The 20,223-nt window shown below is 57.7% G+C and carries 18 protein-coding genes; 14 read left to right on the top strand and 4 right to left on the bottom strand.

Features of this window, described 5'->3' with window-relative positions; genetic code table 11:
• Positions 1-257: 257 nt before the first annotated feature.
• Positions 258-2,309 (top strand): trypsin-like peptidase domain-containing protein, encoded by a 2,052-nt coding sequence (locus tag ACQY4Z_RS00465; RefSeq protein WP_428525711.1) that lies wholly within the window; start codon positions 258-260, stop codon positions 2,307-2,309.
• A 145-nt stretch (positions 2,310-2,454) separates the two neighbouring features.
• On the opposite strand, the gene ACQY4Z_RS00460 is transcribed toward ACQY4Z_RS00465, so the two are convergent.
• The gene (locus ACQY4Z_RS00460) at positions 2,455-2,751 is read right to left on the bottom strand and encodes a hypothetical protein (RefSeq protein ID WP_428525709.1); all 297 of its coding nucleotides are present in this window, start codon (positions 2,749-2,751) and stop codon (positions 2,455-2,457) included.
• Between the two features lie 437 nt (positions 2,752-3,188).
• Here ACQY4Z_RS00460 and ACQY4Z_RS00455 point away from each other — a divergent pair, with 437 nt between their 5' ends.
• Together ACQY4Z_RS00455 and ACQY4Z_RS00450 are read left to right on the top strand one after the other, a co-directional pair.
• A complete protein-coding gene (locus tag ACQY4Z_RS00455) occupies positions 3,189-5,471 on the top strand; it encodes a methyl-accepting chemotaxis protein (RefSeq protein ID WP_428525707.1) in 2,283 nt (760 codons plus the stop codon).
• A gap of 364 nt (positions 5,472-5,835) precedes the next feature.
• Positions 5,836-6,228 carry a DUF423 domain-containing protein gene (locus ACQY4Z_RS00450; RefSeq protein ID WP_428525705.1) on the top strand — a complete coding sequence of 131 codons (393 nt, stop codon included), beginning with the start codon at positions 5,836-5,838 and terminating at the stop codon, positions 6,226-6,228.
• 94 nt (positions 6,229-6,322) lie between these two features.
• On the opposite strand, the gene ACQY4Z_RS00445 is transcribed toward ACQY4Z_RS00450, so the two are convergent.
• The 3 genes from ACQY4Z_RS00445 to ACQY4Z_RS00435 all read right to left on the bottom strand — a co-directional run bounded on the left by ACQY4Z_RS00445 (position 6,323) and on the right by ACQY4Z_RS00435 (position 8,954).
• On the bottom strand, positions 6,323-6,487 hold the full coding sequence (locus tag ACQY4Z_RS00445) for a hypothetical protein (protein ID WP_428525703.1): 165 nt from the start codon (positions 6,485-6,487) through the stop codon (positions 6,323-6,325).
• Between the two features lie 203 nt (positions 6,488-6,690).
• Complete coding sequence (locus tag ACQY4Z_RS00440; protein ID WP_428525701.1) at positions 6,691-7,734, bottom strand: alpha/beta hydrolase; 1,044 nt, start codon at positions 7,732-7,734, stop codon at positions 6,691-6,693.
• A gap of 218 nt (positions 7,735-7,952) precedes the next feature.
• Positions 7,953-8,954 carry a helix-turn-helix domain-containing protein gene (locus ACQY4Z_RS00435; protein ID WP_428525699.1) on the bottom strand — a complete coding sequence of 334 codons (1,002 nt, stop codon included), beginning with the start codon at positions 8,952-8,954 and terminating at the stop codon, positions 7,953-7,955.
• A gap of 111 nt (positions 8,955-9,065) precedes the next feature.
• Between ACQY4Z_RS00435 and ACQY4Z_RS00430 the strand changes: the two genes are divergently transcribed.
• The 11 genes from ACQY4Z_RS00430 to ACQY4Z_RS00380 all read left to right on the top strand — a co-directional run bounded on the left by ACQY4Z_RS00430 (position 9,066) and on the right by ACQY4Z_RS00380 (position 20,068).
• A complete protein-coding gene (locus ACQY4Z_RS00430; RefSeq protein WP_428525697.1) occupies positions 9,066-10,304 on the top strand; it encodes a DUF3179 domain-containing (seleno)protein in 1,239 nt (412 codons plus the stop codon).
• 61 nt (positions 10,305-10,365) lie between these two features.
• Positions 10,366-12,036, top strand: coding sequence for a sulfatase-like hydrolase/transferase (locus ACQY4Z_RS00425; protein WP_428525695.1), 1,671 nt, complete (start codon positions 10,366-10,368; stop codon positions 12,034-12,036).
• A gap of 56 nt (positions 12,037-12,092) precedes the next feature.
• Entirely contained in the window at positions 12,093-12,413 is a 321-nt protein-coding gene (locus ACQY4Z_RS00420) for a hypothetical protein (RefSeq protein ID WP_428525693.1), read from the top strand.
• A gap of 13 nt (positions 12,414-12,426) precedes the next feature.
• Positions 12,427-12,846 (top strand): cysteine rich repeat-containing protein, encoded by a 420-nt coding sequence (locus tag ACQY4Z_RS00415; RefSeq protein ID WP_428525691.1) that lies wholly within the window; start codon positions 12,427-12,429, stop codon positions 12,844-12,846.
• Between the two features lie 51 nt (positions 12,847-12,897).
• On the top strand, positions 12,898-13,731 hold the full coding sequence (locus ACQY4Z_RS00410) for a hypothetical protein (protein WP_428525689.1): 834 nt from the start codon (positions 12,898-12,900) through the stop codon (positions 13,729-13,731).
• Positions 13,732-13,806: 75 nt separating this feature from the next.
• Positions 13,807-15,561: a sulfatase-like hydrolase/transferase gene (locus tag ACQY4Z_RS00405; RefSeq protein ID WP_428525687.1), complete on the top strand. Its 1,755-nt coding sequence runs from the start codon at positions 13,807-13,809 to the stop codon at positions 15,559-15,561.
• A gap of 98 nt (positions 15,562-15,659) precedes the next feature.
• Complete coding sequence (locus ACQY4Z_RS00400) at positions 15,660-16,460, top strand: transporter (RefSeq protein WP_428525686.1); 801 nt, start codon at positions 15,660-15,662, stop codon at positions 16,458-16,460.
• Positions 16,461-16,502: 42 nt separating this feature from the next.
• The gene (locus ACQY4Z_RS00395; RefSeq protein WP_428525684.1) at positions 16,503-17,603 is read left to right on the top strand and encodes an ABC transporter substrate-binding protein; all 1,101 of its coding nucleotides are present in this window, start codon (positions 16,503-16,505) and stop codon (positions 17,601-17,603) included.
• A gap of 23 nt (positions 17,604-17,626) precedes the next feature.
• Positions 17,627-18,646 carry a formylglycine-generating enzyme family protein gene (locus tag ACQY4Z_RS00390; protein WP_428525682.1) on the top strand — a complete coding sequence of 340 codons (1,020 nt, stop codon included), beginning with the start codon at positions 17,627-17,629 and terminating at the stop codon, positions 18,644-18,646.
• Positions 18,647-18,674: 28 nt separating this feature from the next.
• A complete protein-coding gene (locus ACQY4Z_RS00385; RefSeq protein ID WP_428525680.1) occupies positions 18,675-18,917 on the top strand; it encodes a DUF3302 domain-containing protein in 243 nt (80 codons plus the stop codon).
• Positions 18,914-20,068: an HlyD family secretion protein gene (locus ACQY4Z_RS00380; protein WP_428525678.1), complete on the top strand. Its 1,155-nt coding sequence runs from the start codon at positions 18,914-18,916 to the stop codon at positions 20,066-20,068. Before ACQY4Z_RS00385 ends, ACQY4Z_RS00380 begins: the two co-directional genes overlap by 4 nt.
• The last annotated feature ends 155 nt before the right edge of the window (positions 20,069-20,223 follow it).

The following is a 20,223-nucleotide window of genomic DNA, read 5'->3' as shown; positions in this document are numbered from 1 at the left end:
ACCAGGACAATGATTCTTTTTCTAAAGCGAGAGTAGTGAGAATAGGGCAGGATCTCTAGGCGAAATCGAATTCGCTGCGGAAATACATGAATAAAAACGTTGTCAAAAACAATTCAAAGACGTGGCGTTGAGGTCTGCATAATTCAGGTTGTTGAGATTGGTTGAAAATTACGGGATCGTTGTCCAATCCCGATCGGGCTTGCGTCCGTATGCAGTCCGAACTGATGATATAGACGGCTAAAATATCGGAGGGGGAAGTGGCCCGTTTCATCTCGTGTCTCCTTGCAGCAATCGCAGCGGCCCTTCTGGCGGGGGCGCCAGCGAAGGCCTCTCCCGCTGTTGCGCTTGAACATGTGGTCTCCGTTCTGCCTGTTTGGCCTGGCCATCAACAAGGTGGTGCGGGAGCCCGGCCGGGACGGGCTCCGGAAGGCAGCGGAGTGGTTATCCGCGAAGGCATAATTGCAACTGCTTGGCACGTTATCGAACCCGCAACGCGCATCGATGTTCGGCTCTCAGATGGCCGTATCCTGCCGGCGCGGTTGCTGGCGCAAGATACGTCCACCGATATCGCACTTTTGAGGATCGATGAGCCGATCAAACCCATCGAGATCGCCGAAACAACAGCGATTGCTCAACCTGTGTGCGCAATCGGAAATGCCTTTGGTCTCGGCTTGTCTGTAACTTGTGGTGTGGTTTCGGCCCTGACTGTTAGCAATGCCGGGTTCAACACTGTTGAAGACTTTGTCCAGACGGATGCCGCAGCAAATCCAGGGTCGTCAGGCGGCGCACTGGTCGATGAAGATGGCCGGTTGGTTGGCATGGTCTCTGCCATTTTTGCCTCCGATGCCGACGCCAACATAGGGGTCAATTTTGCGGTCTCCTCGGCACTTCTACAGCGGGTGGCGGACGCATTGATTACTGACGGGGTCGTGAGCTATCCGGAGCCTGGCTGGAGTCTTCGCCGGGCGAGCCGCGCGCAATTGGCCGTGATTGCAGCGCCGGTCGTCGGTTCTGTTGACAGCGGCAGCCCTGCAGACAGAGCGGGGCTAAAAGTTGGGGATCAAATTGTAACCGTCGGTGCGCGGCGCGTCTTGACCCCTCGAGATGCAACCGCTGCCCTGGCGATCCTGCCGCACACAACAGACCAAATCAGCGTTACGCTACGAAGGTCTGGCGAGACAAAAACTGTTTCATTGTCTTTTGCGAAAGAGACCGAGCAGGTCGCCTCTCAATCGGAAACGGTTCAAGATCCTGACTGCCCGCATCCTGAAGACGTCTGTCAAATGCGTCAGATTGTTTTTCCGGTGTCCAGTTTTGATCCCGTGGGAAGCGCGACACGCATCGCAGACGATTTGCTGGTGACCAACCGGCATGTGGTCGGTAATTCGAAGACCGCGACGGTGCACACCCCCTCTGGGCCAAAGACGGCATCTGTTGTTCCATCCGGTTATCGTGGGGATCTTGTCTTGCTGCAGATGGAGGGGTTGCCCGACGACACCCCGATCCCGGCTCTGAATGCCGCGTCAGAGCGATCTTTTGACGATCGTGTTTCCTTCTATGCGATTGGCGCTGATATCGCGCGCAGGCAGGTCCGGGTTTTTGACCCGGGCGAACTGCTTTCGCCCCCTGCCGAAGACGGAGTTTTTGCCCGTCTGCATGTAACGGCCCAAATGCAACCGGGTGTCAGCGGAGGCGGTCTTGTCGATGCGGCTGGCACCCTTATTGGTATAGCTGTTGGTGGCGGCGACGGCCGGTTTGAAGCCATCCCTTTGGCGGATGTGAAAAAACTTCTTGAACTGCGCGCCGATCCGCAAGCGGAGCAGGTGACAGAAGCACTCGGTAAGGTGTTTGAGGAATGTGCGGTATTGCTTGATGCGCCTGAGGCGGGGAAACCCGGTTTGCCCGACGATCGCAATCTCACAACGATCTGCAGTGAGGCGGCCAACCACGGACAATTGCTCAAAGCAGGGCGCATCTTGGCCCAGGCAGGTCAGTTCGACGACGCAATCAGGATGCATGGGCAGGCTGTGGAGCAGGTTCCGAACTCCATCAACTCCCGCATGTCATTGTTGGTATCACTTCAGCTCGGCGGCCGGTTTGCGGAAATGACCGGACACGCGCGCAAGCTCATGGAGCTTGCGCCAAACGACCCGCAAGCCCTTCGTTTCTCGATCCAGTCCGGTGTCTGGGGCGGAGACCTTAAACTCGCTGAAGACGGCTATGCCGCGCTCCTAAAAGCCGATCCGCGACAGGCGCAAGCCGCCAGACGTTTCATCGACGCTGCCCCACCAGCCCCACCGCGCCGTTGAGAAGGCCAAAACGGGTCGAAGTGCTCTCCTGCTTGCAAGATCAGCAGGACACGAGTGCGGTCTTTTCCGATCCGCCCGCGCCCGACACCCCGGTTCTCTTTGTCAGCGACGCGTTTGAACGCCAAACCGGTCGGGATTGGTTCGCTCAGGCCCGCAAATCGCGGAGGTTCTCCAACTGGGCAAGAAGCACGATCAGGTCTTCGGAAACAGCCATCAGGGCCGTGCGTTCCGCCCACGCATTCGGGTCCTCGATGGACGCGCACTCAAGGCGGGTGTGCACCTCTTCCAAAGCATCTGCGAGCCGTGAAAGGGCCGAATAGCCTTCAAGGCCAAGAGATCGGCATTCGTCGATGAGATCTTCAAGCAGAAAATCGGCCTCCACCTCATAAAGGCTGAGCCCGTCCGGGGCTACGTCCGGCGCAGATTGGCTGTGCTCTTCCATCGACTGTCACTCCAAGTTGACAGTTCAGCTCTACAGTGATCGCTCAAACATGTGTATCCGCCTTTCGCGGTACGCAAAGCTGCCAAGCGGCTGTCCGGTACGACCGTACGGGTCGTTGCTGCGTGTTCCTATCCTAAAGCCGGTCGAAAAGGGGGGGGATCTGCCACGAGGGGCGCAAGGGGACCTACAGTGCGGGTGTCCACGGCTGTGCCATTTGATGGTGTACGCTCTTACCGGTCGGGGGGCATGGCCTATTTATGAAACGCATACAATTTAGGTGCGTAAGAATAATCCCGTAGTGAAGACGTCGGCCGAGGTGCTCAGAATTTGTGCAATTCTTTGACGAGTTTTTCTTCTTTGCCTTATTCTGAGTTGTGATTTGTTAACCGTGATTGCGCACCCTTCTTCCGTAACGTCATATTTTGCGGAGCGGTGGCATGACGCTGTGGGCAGCCCTGAATATAAGTCAGAAACTGAAGATCTGTTTCGGCGCGGCCGTGCTTGCGCTCGCCGGCATTGCCGGGTTCAGCATCTGGTCGTCCGTTGCCGGCGGGTCGGACTTTGCCGAGTATCGTGGGCAAGCCCGGCAAAGCGTCCTTCTGGGGGATATGACAGAAGATATCCTGAGTGCCCGTCTTGAGGTCATGAAATACCGGGCCCTGGACAACGGCGGGGCCGAAGCCGCTGTCAGCGCCGAGATCGCGTCCTTCATTGAAGAAAAGGACATCTTGCGGGATCTCAGCATTGATGGGGCTCTGAAAGCCCAAATCGATGCCATCGCCGGTGACGCGCAGCTTTATGCAGACCGGTTTGCCGACGTTGTCACCCTAGACCAGACCCGGCATGAGATCGTGCGCTCTATCCTCGATGTCAAAGGCCCAGAGATGCGCGGTCAGTTGTCTGATGTCATGGAAACCGCATACGAAGACGGCGATCCAGCCGCCGCGTTTTATGCCGCCCGGGTTCAGCAGCATTTGATGCTGGGTCGCCTTTATGCGCAGAAATTCCTGTTGCGCGGGGCCCCGACAGACAAGGACCGGGCCTTGACGGAAATCGGCGTTGCCCTGACGGACGTGGACACACTGCTGTCAGAGCTTCAGGATCCGGGACGGCGGACGCTGACGCTGGAGGTGCAGGGCGGGTTGACCGCGTACCGGGACGCGTTTTCCAAGGTCGCAACCCTGTTTGAACAGCGCCAGGCCATCTTGATAGAGGACCTGGATGTGGTCGGACCGCGGATCCTGTCGGATGCGGACGCCCTTCTTGAAACGGCTGTGGCTGTCCAAGATACAATCGGCCCTCAGATTGCCCGGTCCTTTTCCAACCAGCCGCTGATTTTGGGTCTCGCGGCTCTTATCAGCATGCTTGCCGCCGCCGGCGCGGCGGTCCTGCTGATCCGGTCGATCGTCGGCCCAATTTCCGAGATCACATCGATCCTGAACCGGCTTAAAGACGGCCAGACCGACATGGAGATTGCCTCCGGCGGGCGCAGCGATGAAATCGGCACCATGCTGGAGGCGGCGGCTGCGCTGCGGCTGAGCGTCCGGGCGGCCTTCACCCGGTCTCAAATGATCGACCAGATGCCAACACCGCTTATGATGGCGGACGCGAGCAATGATTTCAAAATCGACTTCATGAACCCGGTGATGCTGGACACCATGGCGCAGGTCGGCGATGAGTTGCCCGTGGCCGTTTCGGAGCTGATCGGCACCTCGATCGATGTGTTCCACAAACACCCCGAGCATCAGCGCAAGGTGTTGTCGGATCCCAACAACCTGCCCTGGTCGGGCCGTGTGACCTATGGCGGGCGGCGGTATTCCCTGATGGTGTCCGCCATCATGGACAATGAAGGCCGGTACGTCGGGCCGATGGTGGCCTGGGATGATGTGACCGAGCGGGAGCGCCTTGCCGAAACGGTTGGTGATGCGGTCAGGCGGGTGACCGCATCGGTCAGCGATGCGGGGACCTTTACCGAGCGGCTGTCGATGGTTTCGACACAGGCCCAGGAAAAATCAACGTCGGTTTCCGCCGCCGCCGAAGAGGCGACCCAGAACGTGCAGTCGGTTGCCAGCGCCGCAGAACAGCTGGCCACCTCCATCAGCGAGATCACCCATCAGGTGGCCAATTCCAGCGGCATGGCAACGGAAGCCACCAGTATTGCAGAGGATACCAAAACCAGCGCCTCTGCCTTGTCGGAAAGTTCCCAAAAGATCGGCGATATCGTCAAGGTGATCTCCGAAATTGCAGAACAAACCAATCTCCTTGCGCTCAATGCGACCATCGAGGCGGCCCGGGCCGGGGATGCCGGCAAGGGGTTTGCGGTTGTTGCCAATGAGGTGAAGGCCCTCGCCGAACAGACGGCGAAGGCAACGGTGGAGATTGGTCAGCAGATCACGTCAATGCAAAGCATCACGGATCAGTCCGTCCGGCAAATCGACACCGTTACGGCACGCATCAGCGAAATTGCCGAAACCTTGGCAACGGTGGCCGCCGCCGCGGAAGAGCAAGGGTCCGCGACGCAGGAGATCAGCCGCAGCGTTCAGGAGGCGGCCACGGGCACCCAGCAGGTGTCGCATGACATCACCGGTGTGCGGGATGCAAACGCGGAAACGGATGAGGCAGCCGTGCACCTCAAGGACATCACGCACAAACTCTCCGGGATATCCTCGGAGCTGGGCGAGGCGGCCGACCAGTTTCTCTCCGACATGCGGGCGGGGTGAGGCGAGGGGCCTCTCCCTCCGATCCGGCGGGGATATTGGTTCCGGCGCGGGCGGGCGCCCCCTTTGTCTTCTCATAGTTCAGTCTGCGCCATAGCGCGCGTCCCTCAGGCCCCCTGGCACTCACAATCTTCGCGTCAGCAGATCGGGATTCATTTTGCCGCACCCTTAAAACAAAACTGCGACCCGGGGCCAGACGTAGGCTTTCGACTGAACGCACATCTTCCGCACATCCGCGGTTGAGCTGCGGTTGACAAGGGTATATGGGCGATCGGGCATTGGCCGGGAAAACAGGCCTAATAACAGCCGCTTTCTCAGGCCTTCCCGGCGCTGCCTTTGTCCAAATCCATTTGATCGAGGGGCATTCATGGTCTTGGTACTTGGCACTTTTCTGGGGTTCTTTTCAGTTGCATTTGGCGCTTACGCCGAACATGGATTGCGGCCTGTCATCACAGAGGAGCAGTTCCGCTATTTGATGACGGCGATACGCTACAACCAGGTGAACGCAGGTGTGACCACTGCCATCGGATTGACCTTGCTCAGTGGCATGGGCGCCGCAAAACCGCCCGCACTTCAATGGAGTGGCCGGTTGTTCATCCTGGGGACGATGCTCTTCAGCTTCAGCATCTATCTCTCGGTCGTTCTCGGTATTCGCGAGCTGACCTATCTGACGCCGGTGGGCGGGGTCACACTCATGGCCGCCTGGGTAGCCTTGGCCCTCGCGGGAGTTTCGATGATGAAAAACAGACCTGAGCCATAGTTCTAGCCCACCTGGACATCTCGGTTTGGGTGTTCGAGAATGTCATGGCTGCGGTCTAACCCGGCGATTGGTGTAGCCGTCGGCTTTTGAGGTATCACGCGACCGTTTCGTCAGTAGCGGCCGCAAGTCGGCGCTGAAAGTGATGCAGGGCCATGGCACAGGCATCGGCCAACTGGTTGATCCGCCAAGGTCTGCTCAAGTCACTTTCGATTAGAACACAGATCCGGTCTATGCGGTGCTGCGGCGAGACCGCCGTCATGTTTCCTGTCCTTGGAAATCAATATGTCTGTTCAAAGCGTTTTGCGGAAAGATCGCGGTCTGAGTTTGATGGCGGTCTGAGTTGGCCGATCCGCCGAAGCGATTGTCAAAGCTCCACAACAATCACTCTCCTGCCAAACTTAAAGCAATGATCTCGCACGCGGTGGGCTTCTGCTCACCGGGCTGCTTCTTCGGCGAGGTTTTCTAACGTTCCGGTGAGGTGATCACGATACCGAGGCCGCGGTCGATCAACGGTTCGAGCGGCCGTGACCGGCCATTTGACAGGTCGAATTGCAGTCCAACCGTTTCAATGCCGCGTTCCTGAAGCATGTCGCGGACCAGTGGTGCGAAATCTCCCGCATCGGCATAGCGTCCGTGACGGGCAGGGTCATTTGCCGACAACTCCGTCACGTCCACGACGATTGCACCCAGTTCCGACAACTCCTCGTCGTTTTCATAAGCGCCGACCCGGCTGACGCCACCGGCTATCTTGCGGGACAAACGCAACGCAACATCATCCCGCGCGACGAGGATGATGAACGGGCGGTCCGGCTTGCCGATCCGCCGCATCTGCGCCTTGAAAAGATCCACATCTATGTCCGGTGCCGCAATGATGACTTGGGAGAATTTCCGTTTGTCTCCGATAATGTTCTCAAGATGCGCCTGCCTGATGCCTTCCATGAGCAAAAGGCTGCCCATCGAGTGTGACATAAGGACGATCTCGCGCGCCGACGTCTCGTTGAGCGTTGCCAGCGTTTCCACCAAACCATCCCGCGCAATCATGGTGCTGTTCATGTCAAAGAGGTACTCAAGCGTGTTCCCGCTGGAGCCCCAGGTCACCAAGACCGGCACACCCTTGTAGCCGGTATCATGGGCCAGTTGGGTCAGCCTGTAGGTGGCTTCGGCAAAGCTTGTGTTGTAGCCGTGAATGAAAACAAAGACATTGCGTTGATCCGGCGTGCGCCTGCTGAGTTCCTGCTCAATCGCTTGCTTGAATGCGGCGGTGCCGGAAAGCCGGGATGTGCTGCGGACAGTAAAGTGTCGCTCTGGATCGCCCGGAAATGTTCTGGGCCACTCGATTTCTCCGGGCTTGTGGCGCGGCGGCACCGAAAGGGTCACGGATGCGTAGGATATCCGATCGCTGCGGTCTCCTTCAAAGAGAGTGCCGAACGTCTCGGCCTCTGCCCGGGCACTCGCCACAAGGATGGTGTGCGGCGTGCCTGCCGATTGTGCCGTTTCGTTCGTCAAAAACGCATCCTCAGAGTACCTGGCCGCGCAGCCTGACGTTCCGGCGATTAGAAACAGAAAGCCGACTCCCACCAACGCGTGACGGACGAATCGGTGGACGCGACACCAGCTCAGCTGACCTCTTGTTGCACTTCCCGTCGCCATACCAGCCACATACGCCTACCCAACTCTTTGGAGACAAGGATGTCGGTTTAAGGGAAAACTTGCACGACTTTTTTTCAAGTGGATGCCATAGAGGACCGCAGCAGCGTTTGAGACGGCAGCTCGTGAAACCAGCGTTTATAGTCCGTGGCAAATTGCCCGACATGAAGAAATCCCTGTTCGGCCATGACGTCCGCAACGGTGATTTCGTCCGGGTTCGCCTCCAATAGTTGACGGCGCGTCTGGGCGAGCCTCCAGGATTTCATAAAGGCAGCCGGCCCGACCCCAAATCTCTCCTTGAAGGTGATTTCAAGTGCGCGGCGAGACAGGCCGGCTTCGGCGCACAAGTCTGGGAGACGCACGTCTTCGATCTTACCGGCATCAATCAACTCCAAGATCCGGGACAGCACCCTACCAGACGTATGCACGGCGACCGGGCGCGGCTGAAGGCCCGTTTGCGCCAGCCAGCAGCCGATCAGGTCTTCAACCAAAACATCCAGCGTCAGGGGATCGATCCACGGTGCCTGAGACTTCAGGGTGCACAGCACATCCCGCGCCCGCTTCAACAGGGCCTCGGGTGCCTTGAACGTGGTCTGCAGGCGGTTCGGATCCAGGTCCGGCGCGCCGCACCGCGCTGCATAGCTTGCGAAATCGGCAAGGTTGATCGAAATGAGAAACACTTCAAAGTCGCTGCCCGATACCGACCGCCATTCAACACCCGGATAATAGACGAGGATGGAATCGGAGGCTGTTTCTTTGCCGCACCACCACAATTTCGACATCGCCGGGCCGGGGATCGTAAAGGTGAGTTTCCCGGGAGGAGGGGCGCCGCGTTGATCCAGGTTTTGATGGAACCGCGCGTAGCTCAATTCGAACTCTGCGAACGTGCCCTGAATGAGATGTGCAACACGACCGTCCACTGATTGGGCTGTCAGGGGCTGGAACTGAAGATCCCAGTTCTGAACATCATGGCACAATTGATCCACGTGGCCGAAGTCGGCGACCAGCGTGGCCTGAAAATTGGGTTGAAACAGGGGCCGGTTCAAAAGAGCGCCTTTCCGTTTCGCAATTTCGATCATGCCAGACTGCATCATAAACTACGGTTGTTTCAACTCTGTCCAAGAGAACAAAGTCTTAAGCTATTATGTTCTTGTCAAAAATGACGTTTGGGCAGCAGGAGCGCGACACGTATGGCAATCTTTGGAAATCTTGCATTTTACCTTGGTCTTCTCACCAGCCTTGGGATCGGACTCCTCTATTTCCGGGATCTCGGGGATGTCAGTCAGATGGTCCTCAAGGTCAAGCGGGCCAATATGGTCCGTTTCATCCGCAATGAGGGCCGGTTTGTTACCGCAGGTCTGAGCGGGGCGGCGATCATGACCATTGCCCACTTTGCTTTGGGTGGCGGGCCATTTTGGCTATGGCTGATCGCCAGCCTTTTGTGTGCCGTTCTCTATGGGTTTCCAGCCGTTTGGGTTCATGTCGGCCTACGGAACCAGAAAAACAGCGCCAAATACTATTCGATCGCAGACGCTGAGGAGTGGGTTAGCCCGTCCAGTCCAGTCATTGTCATTGAAAACAAGGGAGTGGCCCGTGCGCACCCTGATGCGCAGATCATGCGGCCACATCTTGCGGGCAATGATGAAGGCCTCGCCGGCGAAAACGTCGTCATGACCTATTGTGCCATGGCCAATCTCGGCATTGGCTACACGCCGGAAGTTGAAGGCCAGCCATTGGACCTCAAGGTTCTTGCCCAGCATGGCAACAATCTGATCCTGCGCGATAATACGACGGGTGAACCAATCCAGCAGATCTATGGGTTCCGGGAAAGGGACGTCGACCCATCAGCCGATGGCCCTGTCTGCCCGGCTCGGCCGGGCCTGCGCATGAAATCCTGGCCAACATTCCGCATGACATTCCGAGGATATCAAAAGGCGTATCCGAGCGGGACCGTTTTCATCAACAAACCGCCGTCGAATCCGCTGTTGGCGCTCTTCGACATGGTTCTGGAGACCGTCTTTTCATCAGAAATTGCAAAACAGCATCGCATTGCCAAGCCGGTCATGGACAATATGACCCGGCGCGACACCCGGCTCCACAACAAGACGTATGTCTGGGGTGTCGACATCAACGGTGATGCAGCCTGCTGGACAGACGATTTCGTGGTCGAGAACGGCAATCTCGTCAACGCGGCGGTCGGCGGGCAGGATCTTGTAATCGCCTGGGATCCGAAGTTTGAAAGCCTGGGGGTGTGGATCAACGACACGGGCGGCCCGATCGACGAAATCGACTTCTTCGGCAACACGAACAAAGGGCCGCTCAAACGGGCCCCAATGCTGAAACCCGGCATGTTCTGGCACGTATGGGCCGAATATTACCCGCATACCGATATCAACCGCACCGGACACTCTGCGGAGGCCGCCGCATAAATTTCAAAAGGGCCATAGGGACACCCAGGTCCGTTCGAAAATGGCTGGAGGGGACGAAGGAATGACAAGACGATCACTTGCAACGGTTCTCATCGGACTGATGTCGATTGGGACCGCGTCAGCGCAAGACACAGATATCATTCACGATGCGGAGTATTACATTCTTGAAGCGCAGAACGCCGAGCAATGGGCAGAGGATGATGCGGCGGTTGACCAATTGCTCGAACAGTTCCGTGCCGGCAATGGCGGCAAATCTCCCAACATTGTGTCCATACTGGTCGATGATCTCGGGTTTGGCGATATGGGTATTCCGGAGCTGAATGCCGTCCGTGGAATTGAAACACCAAACATCAACAGGTTTTCGGACGAGGGCATGCGCATGGTTCGCATGTACACCGAACCATCCTGCACTCCGACACGGGTTGCACAAATGACCGGCCGACTGCCGGTCCGTATGGGAATGGGGGATACCACGGTCGACATCGCAGGGTTTGGCCTGCCTGGAAACGAAGTCACGCTCGCCGAGGTTCTCAAGGAGGCGGGCTACGCAACGAGCCATGTCGGGAAATGGCATATGGGGGACATCGCCGAAAGCTGGGCCATGAACCAGGGATTTGATTACGCCCAGCACGCGGTGCACCAGCAGGGACAGCTGACCATCTTCAACGACGATGCCATTCGCGAACAGGTGTCCGTCGGCATCAAGGACTTTGAAGATGACTACATTGTCGACAATTGGTTCCGCCCGGACCCAGCGGCGATGATGACCGTGATCGCCGGTGAAGCCGGCGGTCCGATCCGTGAAATCCGGATGGCCCCGGGCGAGCGGTGGGATGCCGAAAAATATGATGCCATGAACGAAGCGTTTCAGCTGAAAACGATCTCCGAGCTGAAACGGCTCTCTGAGGGAGACGCGCCGTTCTTTCTGCAATACTGGCCCATGATCCCGCTCGATAACACCCGTGCCGGACGGGACGGGCCGGAAAGCGTGAATGGCGGTCTCTACGCCGACAAGCTCCAGCTACTGGACAGCTATCTTGGAGACCTGTTTGCCGAAATGGAAGCGGTCGGCGTGGCAGACAACACGATCGTGGTCCTGATGGGCGACAATGGCCATTTCACGAAGTACTCGCCGCAATCCGGTTTCACACCCATGATCTACCGGGGGGGCAAGGGCGACACGACCGAGGGCGGTGTCCGGGTCGATGCCTTTATCCGTTGGCCGGGCATGATTGAAGCAGATTCCATGGTGAACAACATCATCCATGTATCTGATCTCTATACGACCTTGTCGCGGTTCGCAGGCGCAGACGGCTTTATACCGCGTGACAGGCTTGTTGATGGGGTCGATCAGTCTGCCGCCCTGCTTTTTGCAGATGAATCCAAAACGCGCCGCGATCACGTAATCATCTACTCGGTTGCAACGCCGAAAGCGCTTGTAAAGGACCATTTGCGCCTGAACCTTCCGGGGGCCGGTGAAAGCGCAATCCTTGCCAACTTCTATGACATCTACCGGGATACGCACGAGAAATATCCCGTTTCGACAGAGGTCGGCGCATGGGGCGGGCAGGAATTTGTCCGGATTCTCGGGCGGCATCTGGCGCGCAAGGAGAAATATCCGGACACCGAACCGGCCCGCGGAGTTCCCTATGAAGGGATCGAAAACATCCGCCCTGAAACCCAAGCTGCGGTTGAGGCTTTTCTCGTGAAACAGACTTCTGTTCAAAAGTGAGGAACAGCAGTCCCAAAACCCGGCGTCCGGGATGAAGAAAGATCCAGGAGAAAAACATGCGGATGAAATTTGTATTGGCAACACTCTTGACCGGCTGCGCATTTTGGCTGGCCGACATCCGGCTTGACGAGGACACCGTCGAAAGCGGTTTTGTGGCAGGTATCGCGATTGGCGCGAAGAAAGCCTTGGCGCAGCGCGGTCCCGGTACGGTGCATGGCACGGCGCGGCGAACCTCGCGCAGAACAACGCGGCGCGTGGTTCGCAGAACCTCAGTGGCAGGCTGTACTCCCTACCGTGCCTACTACAATTGCGGCGGCGTTTATTACCAGCCGGTCCAGGAAGGCGGCACCACTGTTTATGTCGTGGTCAATCCGTGAGTGGAGAAGAGACATGTTGAAGCATAAAAAACGCTCCGCTGCAGTTTTTGCCGTCGGACTGATGATCGGGATGGGTGCCGGATCTCCCTCCCATGCTCAAGGGGTGCTTGAGGCTTGTGAGAGCGAAATCGTCGAGTTTTGTTCCACGGTTGAACCAGGCAACGGACGCGTCTTGTCGTGTCTTTATGCACATGAGACCAAGATCAGCACCGAATGCGGCGTTGCATTTGAAGACATTGCCGATGTGATCGATGGCCTGTTCTTCACCATCGGATCGACACTGGCGATTTGCGCGCCAGATCTGGAGAAACACTGCTCGGATACAAAGTTTGGTCAGGGGCGCCTATTGAGTTGCTTGGCGGAAGTCCAGGCAGATCTGGAACCGGCCTGCGGTGGTGTGGTCGCCGAGTTGACCGGCGAGCTGGCCAATTGACGTAACGGTACATAAGCTGAAAGCCACACCAAAGACTTCAACGAGAGACACATGACACTCCAAAAACTGAAACCAAAAGCCGCAAAACTGTGCATTGGAACGCTGGTCTCGTGCGTTCTCCCAATGGCCGCGATTGCAGCGGATCTTCCGCAAGCCCCGGCTCCAGAACCCGTTGCGGTAAATGAGCGCGTCAACAAAACCTGGGAATTTGTGCTGGCACCCTATTTCGTCGGGGCGAATATCGTCGGGACATCCCAGATCGGCCGCTTGCCGTCCACGGATATCGATGTCGGCACCTCAGACATCCTGTCGAACCTTCGTTTCGGCTTCATGGGCCGCGCAGAAGCGGTCTATCAGCAGCGGTTCGGCGCGATGGTGGATGTGGCTTACATGAACCTTGCGAACTCGACCGACGCGCTCTTGCCGGGCGGGCGCATCCGTGTTGGTGGAGATCAGCTGATCGTGGAGGGTATGCTGTTCTACCGGGCCTACTCAACACCACAATCGTATGTCGACCTCATCGCAGGCGCGCGGTACTGGGACATCAATCTCGATTTCAATCGCACGGGTACCGTTGCCGGCAATTTCGACATTTCCCGCGGCGCCGACTGGATCGATCCCGTCATCGGGGTGCGCGGATTTCACAAGTTAAACGAAAAATGGTCCGTGAGCGGCCGCGGGGATATCGGAGGCTTTGGAGCAGCGTCCGACTTCACCTGGAACGTGCAGGCCGGCATCGGGTACCACTTCAACCAGGTCTGGTCGACGCATCTTCAGTACAAGGCACTCGGCGTTGACTACAGCAACGGCAAGTCGGGCATCGACAGCTTTGCCTACGACACCGTTACGCACGGACCACTTCTGGGCGTTGTGGCGCGGTTCTAAGGGTTTTGGGACTTGCCGTCACTGAGCGGTGGTTGATCCAGTTTTTCTAAAGTAACCTTTTGGGAGGGACTATCTATGCAATGGTTACGAAGCTGCCGAAACGGCAGTGCACTTGCGGCGCTTCTTGCAGGATCGGCGTTGATCCTGCCTCAGAGCGCTTCGGCCCAGGATGGGACGGAAATCATCCATGATGCGGAGTTTTATGTGCTTCAAGCCCAGAACGGCGACCGTTGGGCGGAAGAGGATGAAGGGCTTCAGGCAAAGCTTGCTGAACTTGAAGCGCGCTTTGGCACCAAGCCCAACCTCATTCACATCATGTGGGACGATACCGCGTATGGTGACCTGGGCATTCCTGCCATCCAGGCTGTGCGCGGGCTGAACACGCCAAACATCAATAAACTTGCCGAAGACGGCATGATGTTCACGCGCATGTACACCGAAGTCGGCTGTACCCCGAGCCGCGCCGCAGCCGCCACGGGCCGGATGGCGATCCGGTCCGGCATGTACAACATTGGTATGCTGCAGGAAAGCCACGGTCTGCACGCCGATGAGGTGACGCTGGCCGAGGTCCTCGGTGACGCCGGCTACAACACCGCGTTCTATGGCAAGTGGCATCTTGGCGATATCGAGCAAAGCTACCCGCACAATCAGGGCTTCGACGAGGCCCTGTTCACCGGTTACAACCAGATCCTGTCCCTCAACACGCGCGAAGCCGAGCAGGGCAACGCCTCGATCGGCTTGTTCGAGGACATGCTGCCTGACAACCCCTACAAGCTTGATGACACCTTCGTCACCAAAGACTGGGTGATGGTGGCCGAAGGCACAAAGGGTGGTGAAACGCTGCAATGGCGCGACAACACACACGAGTCCTATCAAATGATCGACGATGAAGGTCTGGACCGTATGTTCGCCTTCATGGAACGCAGTGTGGAAGCCGGGGAGCCTTTTTACGTCGCAAATTGGCCGATCATAACAAGCTTCCTACCGACAGAGCCGAAGTGCGCTGCGGCGCGTGCAATCTTGCAGGACGCGCTACAATGCGTCGTTGATCCGATGATCGCCGATATTCGCGCCAAACTGGAAGAATTGGGCGTTTCGGAGAACACGTTGATCGTGGCGATGGCTGACAACGGACCGATGTCGCACAATCCGCCTCCGGGCACAGGTTTTGCCGAGACGATCTTTCGTGGTGGCAAGGGCGACTTCCTGGAAGGCGGCGTCCGTGTTCCGGCTTTCGCTGTCTGGCCAGGCATGATCGAGCCGGGGTCTCTGCCCGGAGACATGATCCACATCACGGATCTCTTCACGACCTTCGCCAGCCTTGGCGGGGCGATGGGCAACATCCCGACTGATCGTGTGATTGATGGTCTGGACCAGACATCGCTGCTGCTCAATGGCGATGGGCACAGCCGGCGCGACTATACCTTTACTTACGCCGGGCCGCAGCTTGGCGCGATCGTGAAGGGGAACTACAAGCGCCACTTCATCTCGCCCGACCCGGTGGGGGATGCGAGCGGCATTCCGGCGGCGTTCTACTTTCTGCCATCGGATCCGCGGGAGGTGCAGCCGATGCTGACCAACCTCATTCACCTGAAGCGGCCGTTCAACCGGATGCGGCTGCGCCACGACCTTTGGAAGGAAAAGTACCCGGATCGTCCGGAAACGCACGGTATCCCGTGGACGGGCATTGCAAACGCTTCCGAGCAGTTGAAGCGCGAGCAGGACCCTCAGCTGGTGCTTGGCGACCTGCCGTTCGATCCGCTCGAGTACATTGAGCACCTGGACGAGTTGCCGTTCGATCCAGCTGCTGATCCAAGCATTGGCCAATAAGACTGGTGCCCGGCCTCAGAACCTTGAGGCCGGGTCCATGCGCTGAGTGTACCGGGATTTGCCGGTCCTCTTGATGTGTCTGATTGTAGCGGAATGATATGCCCCAAAAACACGGGTTTTCTTCATTGGCTGTCTTCGCTTTGGCATGTGGCATCAGCCTGCCAGCTCAGGCCGATACCAACGAGGATCTTGCCAAGCAACTCGCAAATCCGATCGCTTCCCTGATTTCTGTTCCCGTTGAGGTGGCGCACGACCGGGGACTTGGCACAAGCGGAGACGGTCATTCCACAGCCCTTGTCGTGAAACCGGTCATTCCTTTTCGCATCAACGACAGCTGGAACATTATATCCCGTACGATCATTCCATATATCACAACCAGTGACGTCACCCCCGGCGAGTACAAACACGGCTTCGGGGACGTGCAACAAAGCTTCTTTCTGTCGCCGAATGCCGCCGGGCCCGGTGGCGTGACGTGGGGTGTTGGACCTGTTCTTCAGATCCCGCTTTCTGCCAACAACGGGTTGGGCACGAATGAGTGGGGGGCAGGCGTTACCGGGGTGGCGCTGGCGCAACCCGGGCCCTGGACCATCGGTATCTTGGCAAACCATGTCTGGAACGTGGATGCTACCGCTCCCGAGCAAAGCAAGACATTCCTTCAGCCATTCCTGAATTACACCACCGAAACCTCATGGACGTTTACGGTGAACACGGAAAGCACCTATGACTGGGTGAATGACCAATGGACTGTGCCAATGAACTACAAGATCGCCAAGTTGGTGTCCGTCGGTGGGCAGCGGATCAGTCTTTCCGCCAAAGCAACGCATTGGGTGGAAAGCCCTTCGGCAGGTCCGAGCGATTGGGGCGGAACTCTTGGTGCAACATTCCTGTTCCCGAAATGAACTGGGACAGGCAAGTAACTCTTATGATGCGGAATCCATGTGATGTTTAACAGAAGACAGTTCATCCAGGCTGGTGGAATGGCTCTTGCGGCCGGTCAGGGACTGGGGAGCCCAACCGCATTGGCTCAAGGCTCGCTGCTCCCAATCACGGTATCGAGTTATCTCTTGGATCGCACAAAGGCCCTTTTTGATGGCAGCGTTGCAATCGAAGGGACAGACGCTGAATTCGATCAAGGGGCCATCGGGGACATGAACACGGCCGCGTTTACCGGGACCGGCAGCAACGAGATCTCCGAACTTGGCCTCCATCCGTTCATGCTGGCCCATGCCAATGAAGGGTTTCGCGATTACGCCCTTCTCCCGATATTCCTTTTGCGTCAGTTCCGGCACAAAAGCGTTTTCGTTCGCACTGGTGCCGGGATCGAGAAGCCACAAGACCTGGCGGGCAAACGGATTGGAACGGCCGGCTATTCCTCGACATCCTTGACCTGGATCCGCGGCATCTTTGAAGAGGAATATGGCCTCCGTCCGCAGGATGTGGAATGGGTGATTTCGAACGCTGACAGCTCGGCAGCCGTTGCGGGTGCCGTATCAGCACAAGAAAGCCAGATCCCTCCCGGTATTACCGTCACACAGGGAAAACCCGGGCTCGATGAGTCCGAGCTGCTGTTATCCGGAGAGGTGGATGCCCTTTTTCATGCGGCAACACCGGCAGCCTTTGTTGAGGGGGATACCCGCATCGCCCGTTTGTTCCCGGATTTCAGGTCTGTTGAGCAAGCATATTTCGAAAAAACCGGCGTATTTCCGATCATGCATGTCCTGGCGATCCGGCGGGACACGGCAGCCGCGTACCCGTGGCTCGCCAAAGCCGTTTTCGATGCCTATTCAGAGGCCAAGTTCAAAGCGTACAGGACCAAGGACCGCCTGACGTGGGCAACGGACATGCTGCCCTGGTACAGTCAGGAACTCGACAACACCCGCCAGTTGATGGGGCGCAATTTTTACCCCTACGGGATCGAGCCGAACCGGACAACGCTTGAAACCCTGTTCCGCTATTCGCACGAACAAGGCCTTGCGGACCGGCTCCTGACGATTGAGGAGACTTTCCTGCCTGAAAGTCTTGAGTTTACGGAACCAGCATAATGACAACGGATATGAGGCAAAATATGACCGGTTCTCGTGCGGGGCACTCCTATGTCGGACTGAGTGCCTTTCGAACGGCCCTGCTTGCTCTGTCGTTTAATGTCGTATGTCTCCTACCCGGGACCCATCTTGGGCACGCTGGTGAACACGTGTCACTTGACGGAGGAACCTTCGCAATGGGGTCGGGCAAGCACTACCGGGAAGAGGCGCCGGTCCGCCAGGTCACCTTGCGGCCGTATTCCATTCAGAAGACGGAAGTGACAAACGCCGAGTTCGCAGCGTTTGTGGAAGCGACCGGTTATGTAACGACGGCCGAGAAGGATCTGGATCCGGCGGACTACCCGGATCTTCCCCCGGACCTCCTGAAAGCAGGGTCGATGGTGTTTGCCCAGCCAAAAGAAGCTGTTGCGCTGAATGATATCAATTTGTGGTGGCGCTACGTGCCGGGTGCTCAATGGCGGCATCCCCGTGGTCCCGAAAGCTCGATAGAAGGCCTTGAAGACCATCCCGTCGTTCAGGTGTCGATCGAGGATGCAAAGGCTTATGCGGACTGGGCAGGCGGCCGCCTTCCGACAGAAGCCGAGTGGGAGTTCGCAGCACGCGGCGGGCTGGATGGTGCCCAGTTCTCGTGGGGCGAGGATTACGATCCATCAGAAGGCTGGAAGGCAAACACCTGGCAGGGCGTCTTTCCAAGTGTTGATACCGCGGAAGACGGTCATCACGGCAGTGCGCCTGTCGGTTCTTATGCGCCCAACGGGTATGGATTATACGACATGGCCGGAAACGTTTGGGAATACGTGTCCGACTGGTGGATCCCTGGCCATCCGACCAAGGATCAAACCAACCCGGGCGGCCCGTCCAAGACGCTCGCAGAGCAGTTTGCCAATTCAGCTGTTGGCGCCCGGCATGTGGTCAAGGGCGGGTCCTGGCTCTGTGCACCCTCGTATTGTTTTCGGTACCGACCCTCAGCGCGTCAACCGGCGGAGCGGAGCCTTGGCTCCAATCACATCGGCTTTCGGATCGCGCGTGATGGTGTGAACTAACTAACTGGAGGCAGTTTTGGATCCTCTCATGATTTTCGCGCTGATCGTGTTGCTGGTGTTGCTGGCAACACTCATCGGCGGGTGGCTGTTTCTCGCTGTCTGGCCCGGAAAAATCGCAAAACGGCGTGGGCACCGGCGTGCGGAGGCCGTGGCGATGTGCGGCTATTGGGGCGCGCTTACCCTTGGCCTTTTGATGCCAATTGCCTTCATCTGGGCCTACACAGACGGTGAGGAGCCAGTCCGGAACAGCGGTGCGGAGGGTGACGCATGATTGTTTTCCTGACCCTTTGTTATTGTGCTGTTCTGTTCGGTCTCATCAAGGCCGGTGTCATCCGGCTCACCCCCTTCTGGAAGATCTCGCCCGTACTTTGGCTGGTTTTGCTGCTGGTGGTGCTGTTCATTCCCATGCAATGGGGGGCGCCCAGCGGCCCCATCCGGTCCTATACGTCGGTCATTGAAATTGTGCCCAACGTCTCCGGGGAAGTGACCGAGGTGCCAGTTCAGCCGCTGATGCTGGTGGAAAAGGGAACGGTCCTTTTCAAGATCGATCCAGAACCGTTCGAAGCGGCGGTTTCCCGCAGCCGGGCTGCGCTTGCAGAAGCGGAACAAGCGGTTCCGCAACTTGAGGCAAATTTCAGGGCTGCCGAAGCGTCGGTGTCAGAGGCTGCGGCAAATCGGGATCGGGCCAAGGACGAGTTTGATAGGCTGCGCACGGCCAACGAGAATGCGACAGCTTTGGGCCGCCAGAGTACGCCGTTTTCGGAAAGCGACGTGGAACAGGTCCGGCTCACCTATCTTGCGTCCGAAGCCTCGCTGACCCGTGCCGAAGCGACAGCGGAGCAGGCGCGTCTGGCCTTTGCCTCTGAAATCGATGGTGTGAATACAACCGTTGCACGCCTGGAAGCAGATCTGCGCCGGGCGGAATTCGATTTGCGCGAAACTGTGGTCAGAGCGCCGGCAGATGGGTATGTCCTCGCGTTGACCTTGCGTCCGGGTCAAAGGGTCAGCAATCTGCCGCTCCGGTCCTGGATGGCATTTGCACCGGTGGCGACTGGCCGGGTTGTTGCTTCCATTCCGCAGACGCGTGTCCGGTTCATTGAACCGAACCAACCAGCTGAAGTCACGTTTGCCTACCTTCCTGGCAAGGTGTTTACCGCGCAGGTAGAGTCGCTTGTGAGGATCACCGCAGCGGGCCAGTTGCCGCCAAACGGGATCCTGCCATCCCTTGCTCCTCATCACGGACCGAACGAAACAATGGGCGTGGTGCTTCAAATTGACGACAGTGGCGGTGGTTTTGCAGAAATGCCTGGCGGGATTGGTGGGACCGCAGCGATCTATACGCAAACAGCGGGCGCAACACACTTGATCCGCAAGGTAATGATCCGAATGGATGCCTGGCTGAATTATCTGCGTCCGAATTAGATGCCTGCCAATTGCGGGAAAGCACTGGAGAGAAGCGAACTCTCAAATCGAAGACTGATGAGGTAATAACTGGTGACAACGCGGATATTCGCTCATATCGCAGCAAACATCCGTCTCCCGCCCAATTCCGTCTGAAGCTGTTGCATCCACCAACG

Origin of the sequence: Roseibium sp. (assembly GCF_965276855.1) — a bacterium.
Lineage (GTDB): Bacteria > Pseudomonadota > Alphaproteobacteria > Rhizobiales > Stappiaceae > Roseibium.
Note: the sequence above shows the minus strand (reverse complement) of the source record. Positions and strands in the feature narration are given on the sequence as shown.

Bases quoted from the DNA above. Each gene is read 5' to 3' on its own strand.
- ACQY4Z_RS00460 (WP_428525709.1), bottom strand. From the start codon at position 2,751: ATGGAAGAGCACAGCCAATCTGCGCCGGACGTAGCCCCGGACGGGCTC.
- ACQY4Z_RS00455 (WP_428525707.1), top strand. From the start codon at position 3,189: ATGACGCTGTGGGCAGCCCTGAATATAAGTCAGAAACTGAAGATCTGT.
- ACQY4Z_RS00450 (WP_428525705.1), top strand. From the start codon at position 5,836: ATGGTCTTGGTACTTGGCACTTTTCTGGGGTTCTTTTCAGTTGCATTT.
- ACQY4Z_RS00445 (WP_428525703.1), bottom strand. From the start codon at position 6,487: ATGACGGCGGTCTCGCCGCAGCACCGCATAGACCGGATCTGTGTTCTA.
- ACQY4Z_RS00435 (WP_428525699.1), bottom strand. From the start codon at position 8,954: ATGATCGAAATTGCGAAACGGAAAGGCGCTCTTTTGAACCGGCCCCTG.
- ACQY4Z_RS00430 (WP_428525697.1), top strand. From the start codon at position 9,066: ATGGCAATCTTTGGAAATCTTGCATTTTACCTTGGTCTTCTCACCAGC.
- ACQY4Z_RS00425 (WP_428525695.1), top strand. From the start codon at position 10,366: ATGACAAGACGATCACTTGCAACGGTTCTCATCGGACTGATGTCGATT.
- ACQY4Z_RS00420 (WP_428525693.1), top strand. From the start codon at position 12,093: ATGCGGATGAAATTTGTATTGGCAACACTCTTGACCGGCTGCGCATTT.
- ACQY4Z_RS00415 (WP_428525691.1), top strand. From the start codon at position 12,427: ATGTTGAAGCATAAAAAACGCTCCGCTGCAGTTTTTGCCGTCGGACTG.
- ACQY4Z_RS00410 (WP_428525689.1), top strand. From the start codon at position 12,898: ATGACACTCCAAAAACTGAAACCAAAAGCCGCAAAACTGTGCATTGGA.
- ACQY4Z_RS00405 (WP_428525687.1), top strand. From the start codon at position 13,807: ATGCAATGGTTACGAAGCTGCCGAAACGGCAGTGCACTTGCGGCGCTT.
- ACQY4Z_RS00400 (WP_428525686.1), top strand. From the start codon at position 15,660: ATGCCCCAAAAACACGGGTTTTCTTCATTGGCTGTCTTCGCTTTGGCA.
- ACQY4Z_RS00395 (WP_428525684.1), top strand. From the start codon at position 16,503: ATGTTTAACAGAAGACAGTTCATCCAGGCTGGTGGAATGGCTCTTGCG.
- ACQY4Z_RS00390 (WP_428525682.1), top strand. From the start codon at position 17,627: ATGACCGGTTCTCGTGCGGGGCACTCCTATGTCGGACTGAGTGCCTTT.
- ACQY4Z_RS00385 (WP_428525680.1), top strand. From the start codon at position 18,675: ATGATTTTCGCGCTGATCGTGTTGCTGGTGTTGCTGGCAACACTCATC.
- ACQY4Z_RS00380 (WP_428525678.1), top strand. From the start codon at position 18,914: ATGATTGTTTTCCTGACCCTTTGTTATTGTGCTGTTCTGTTCGGTCTC.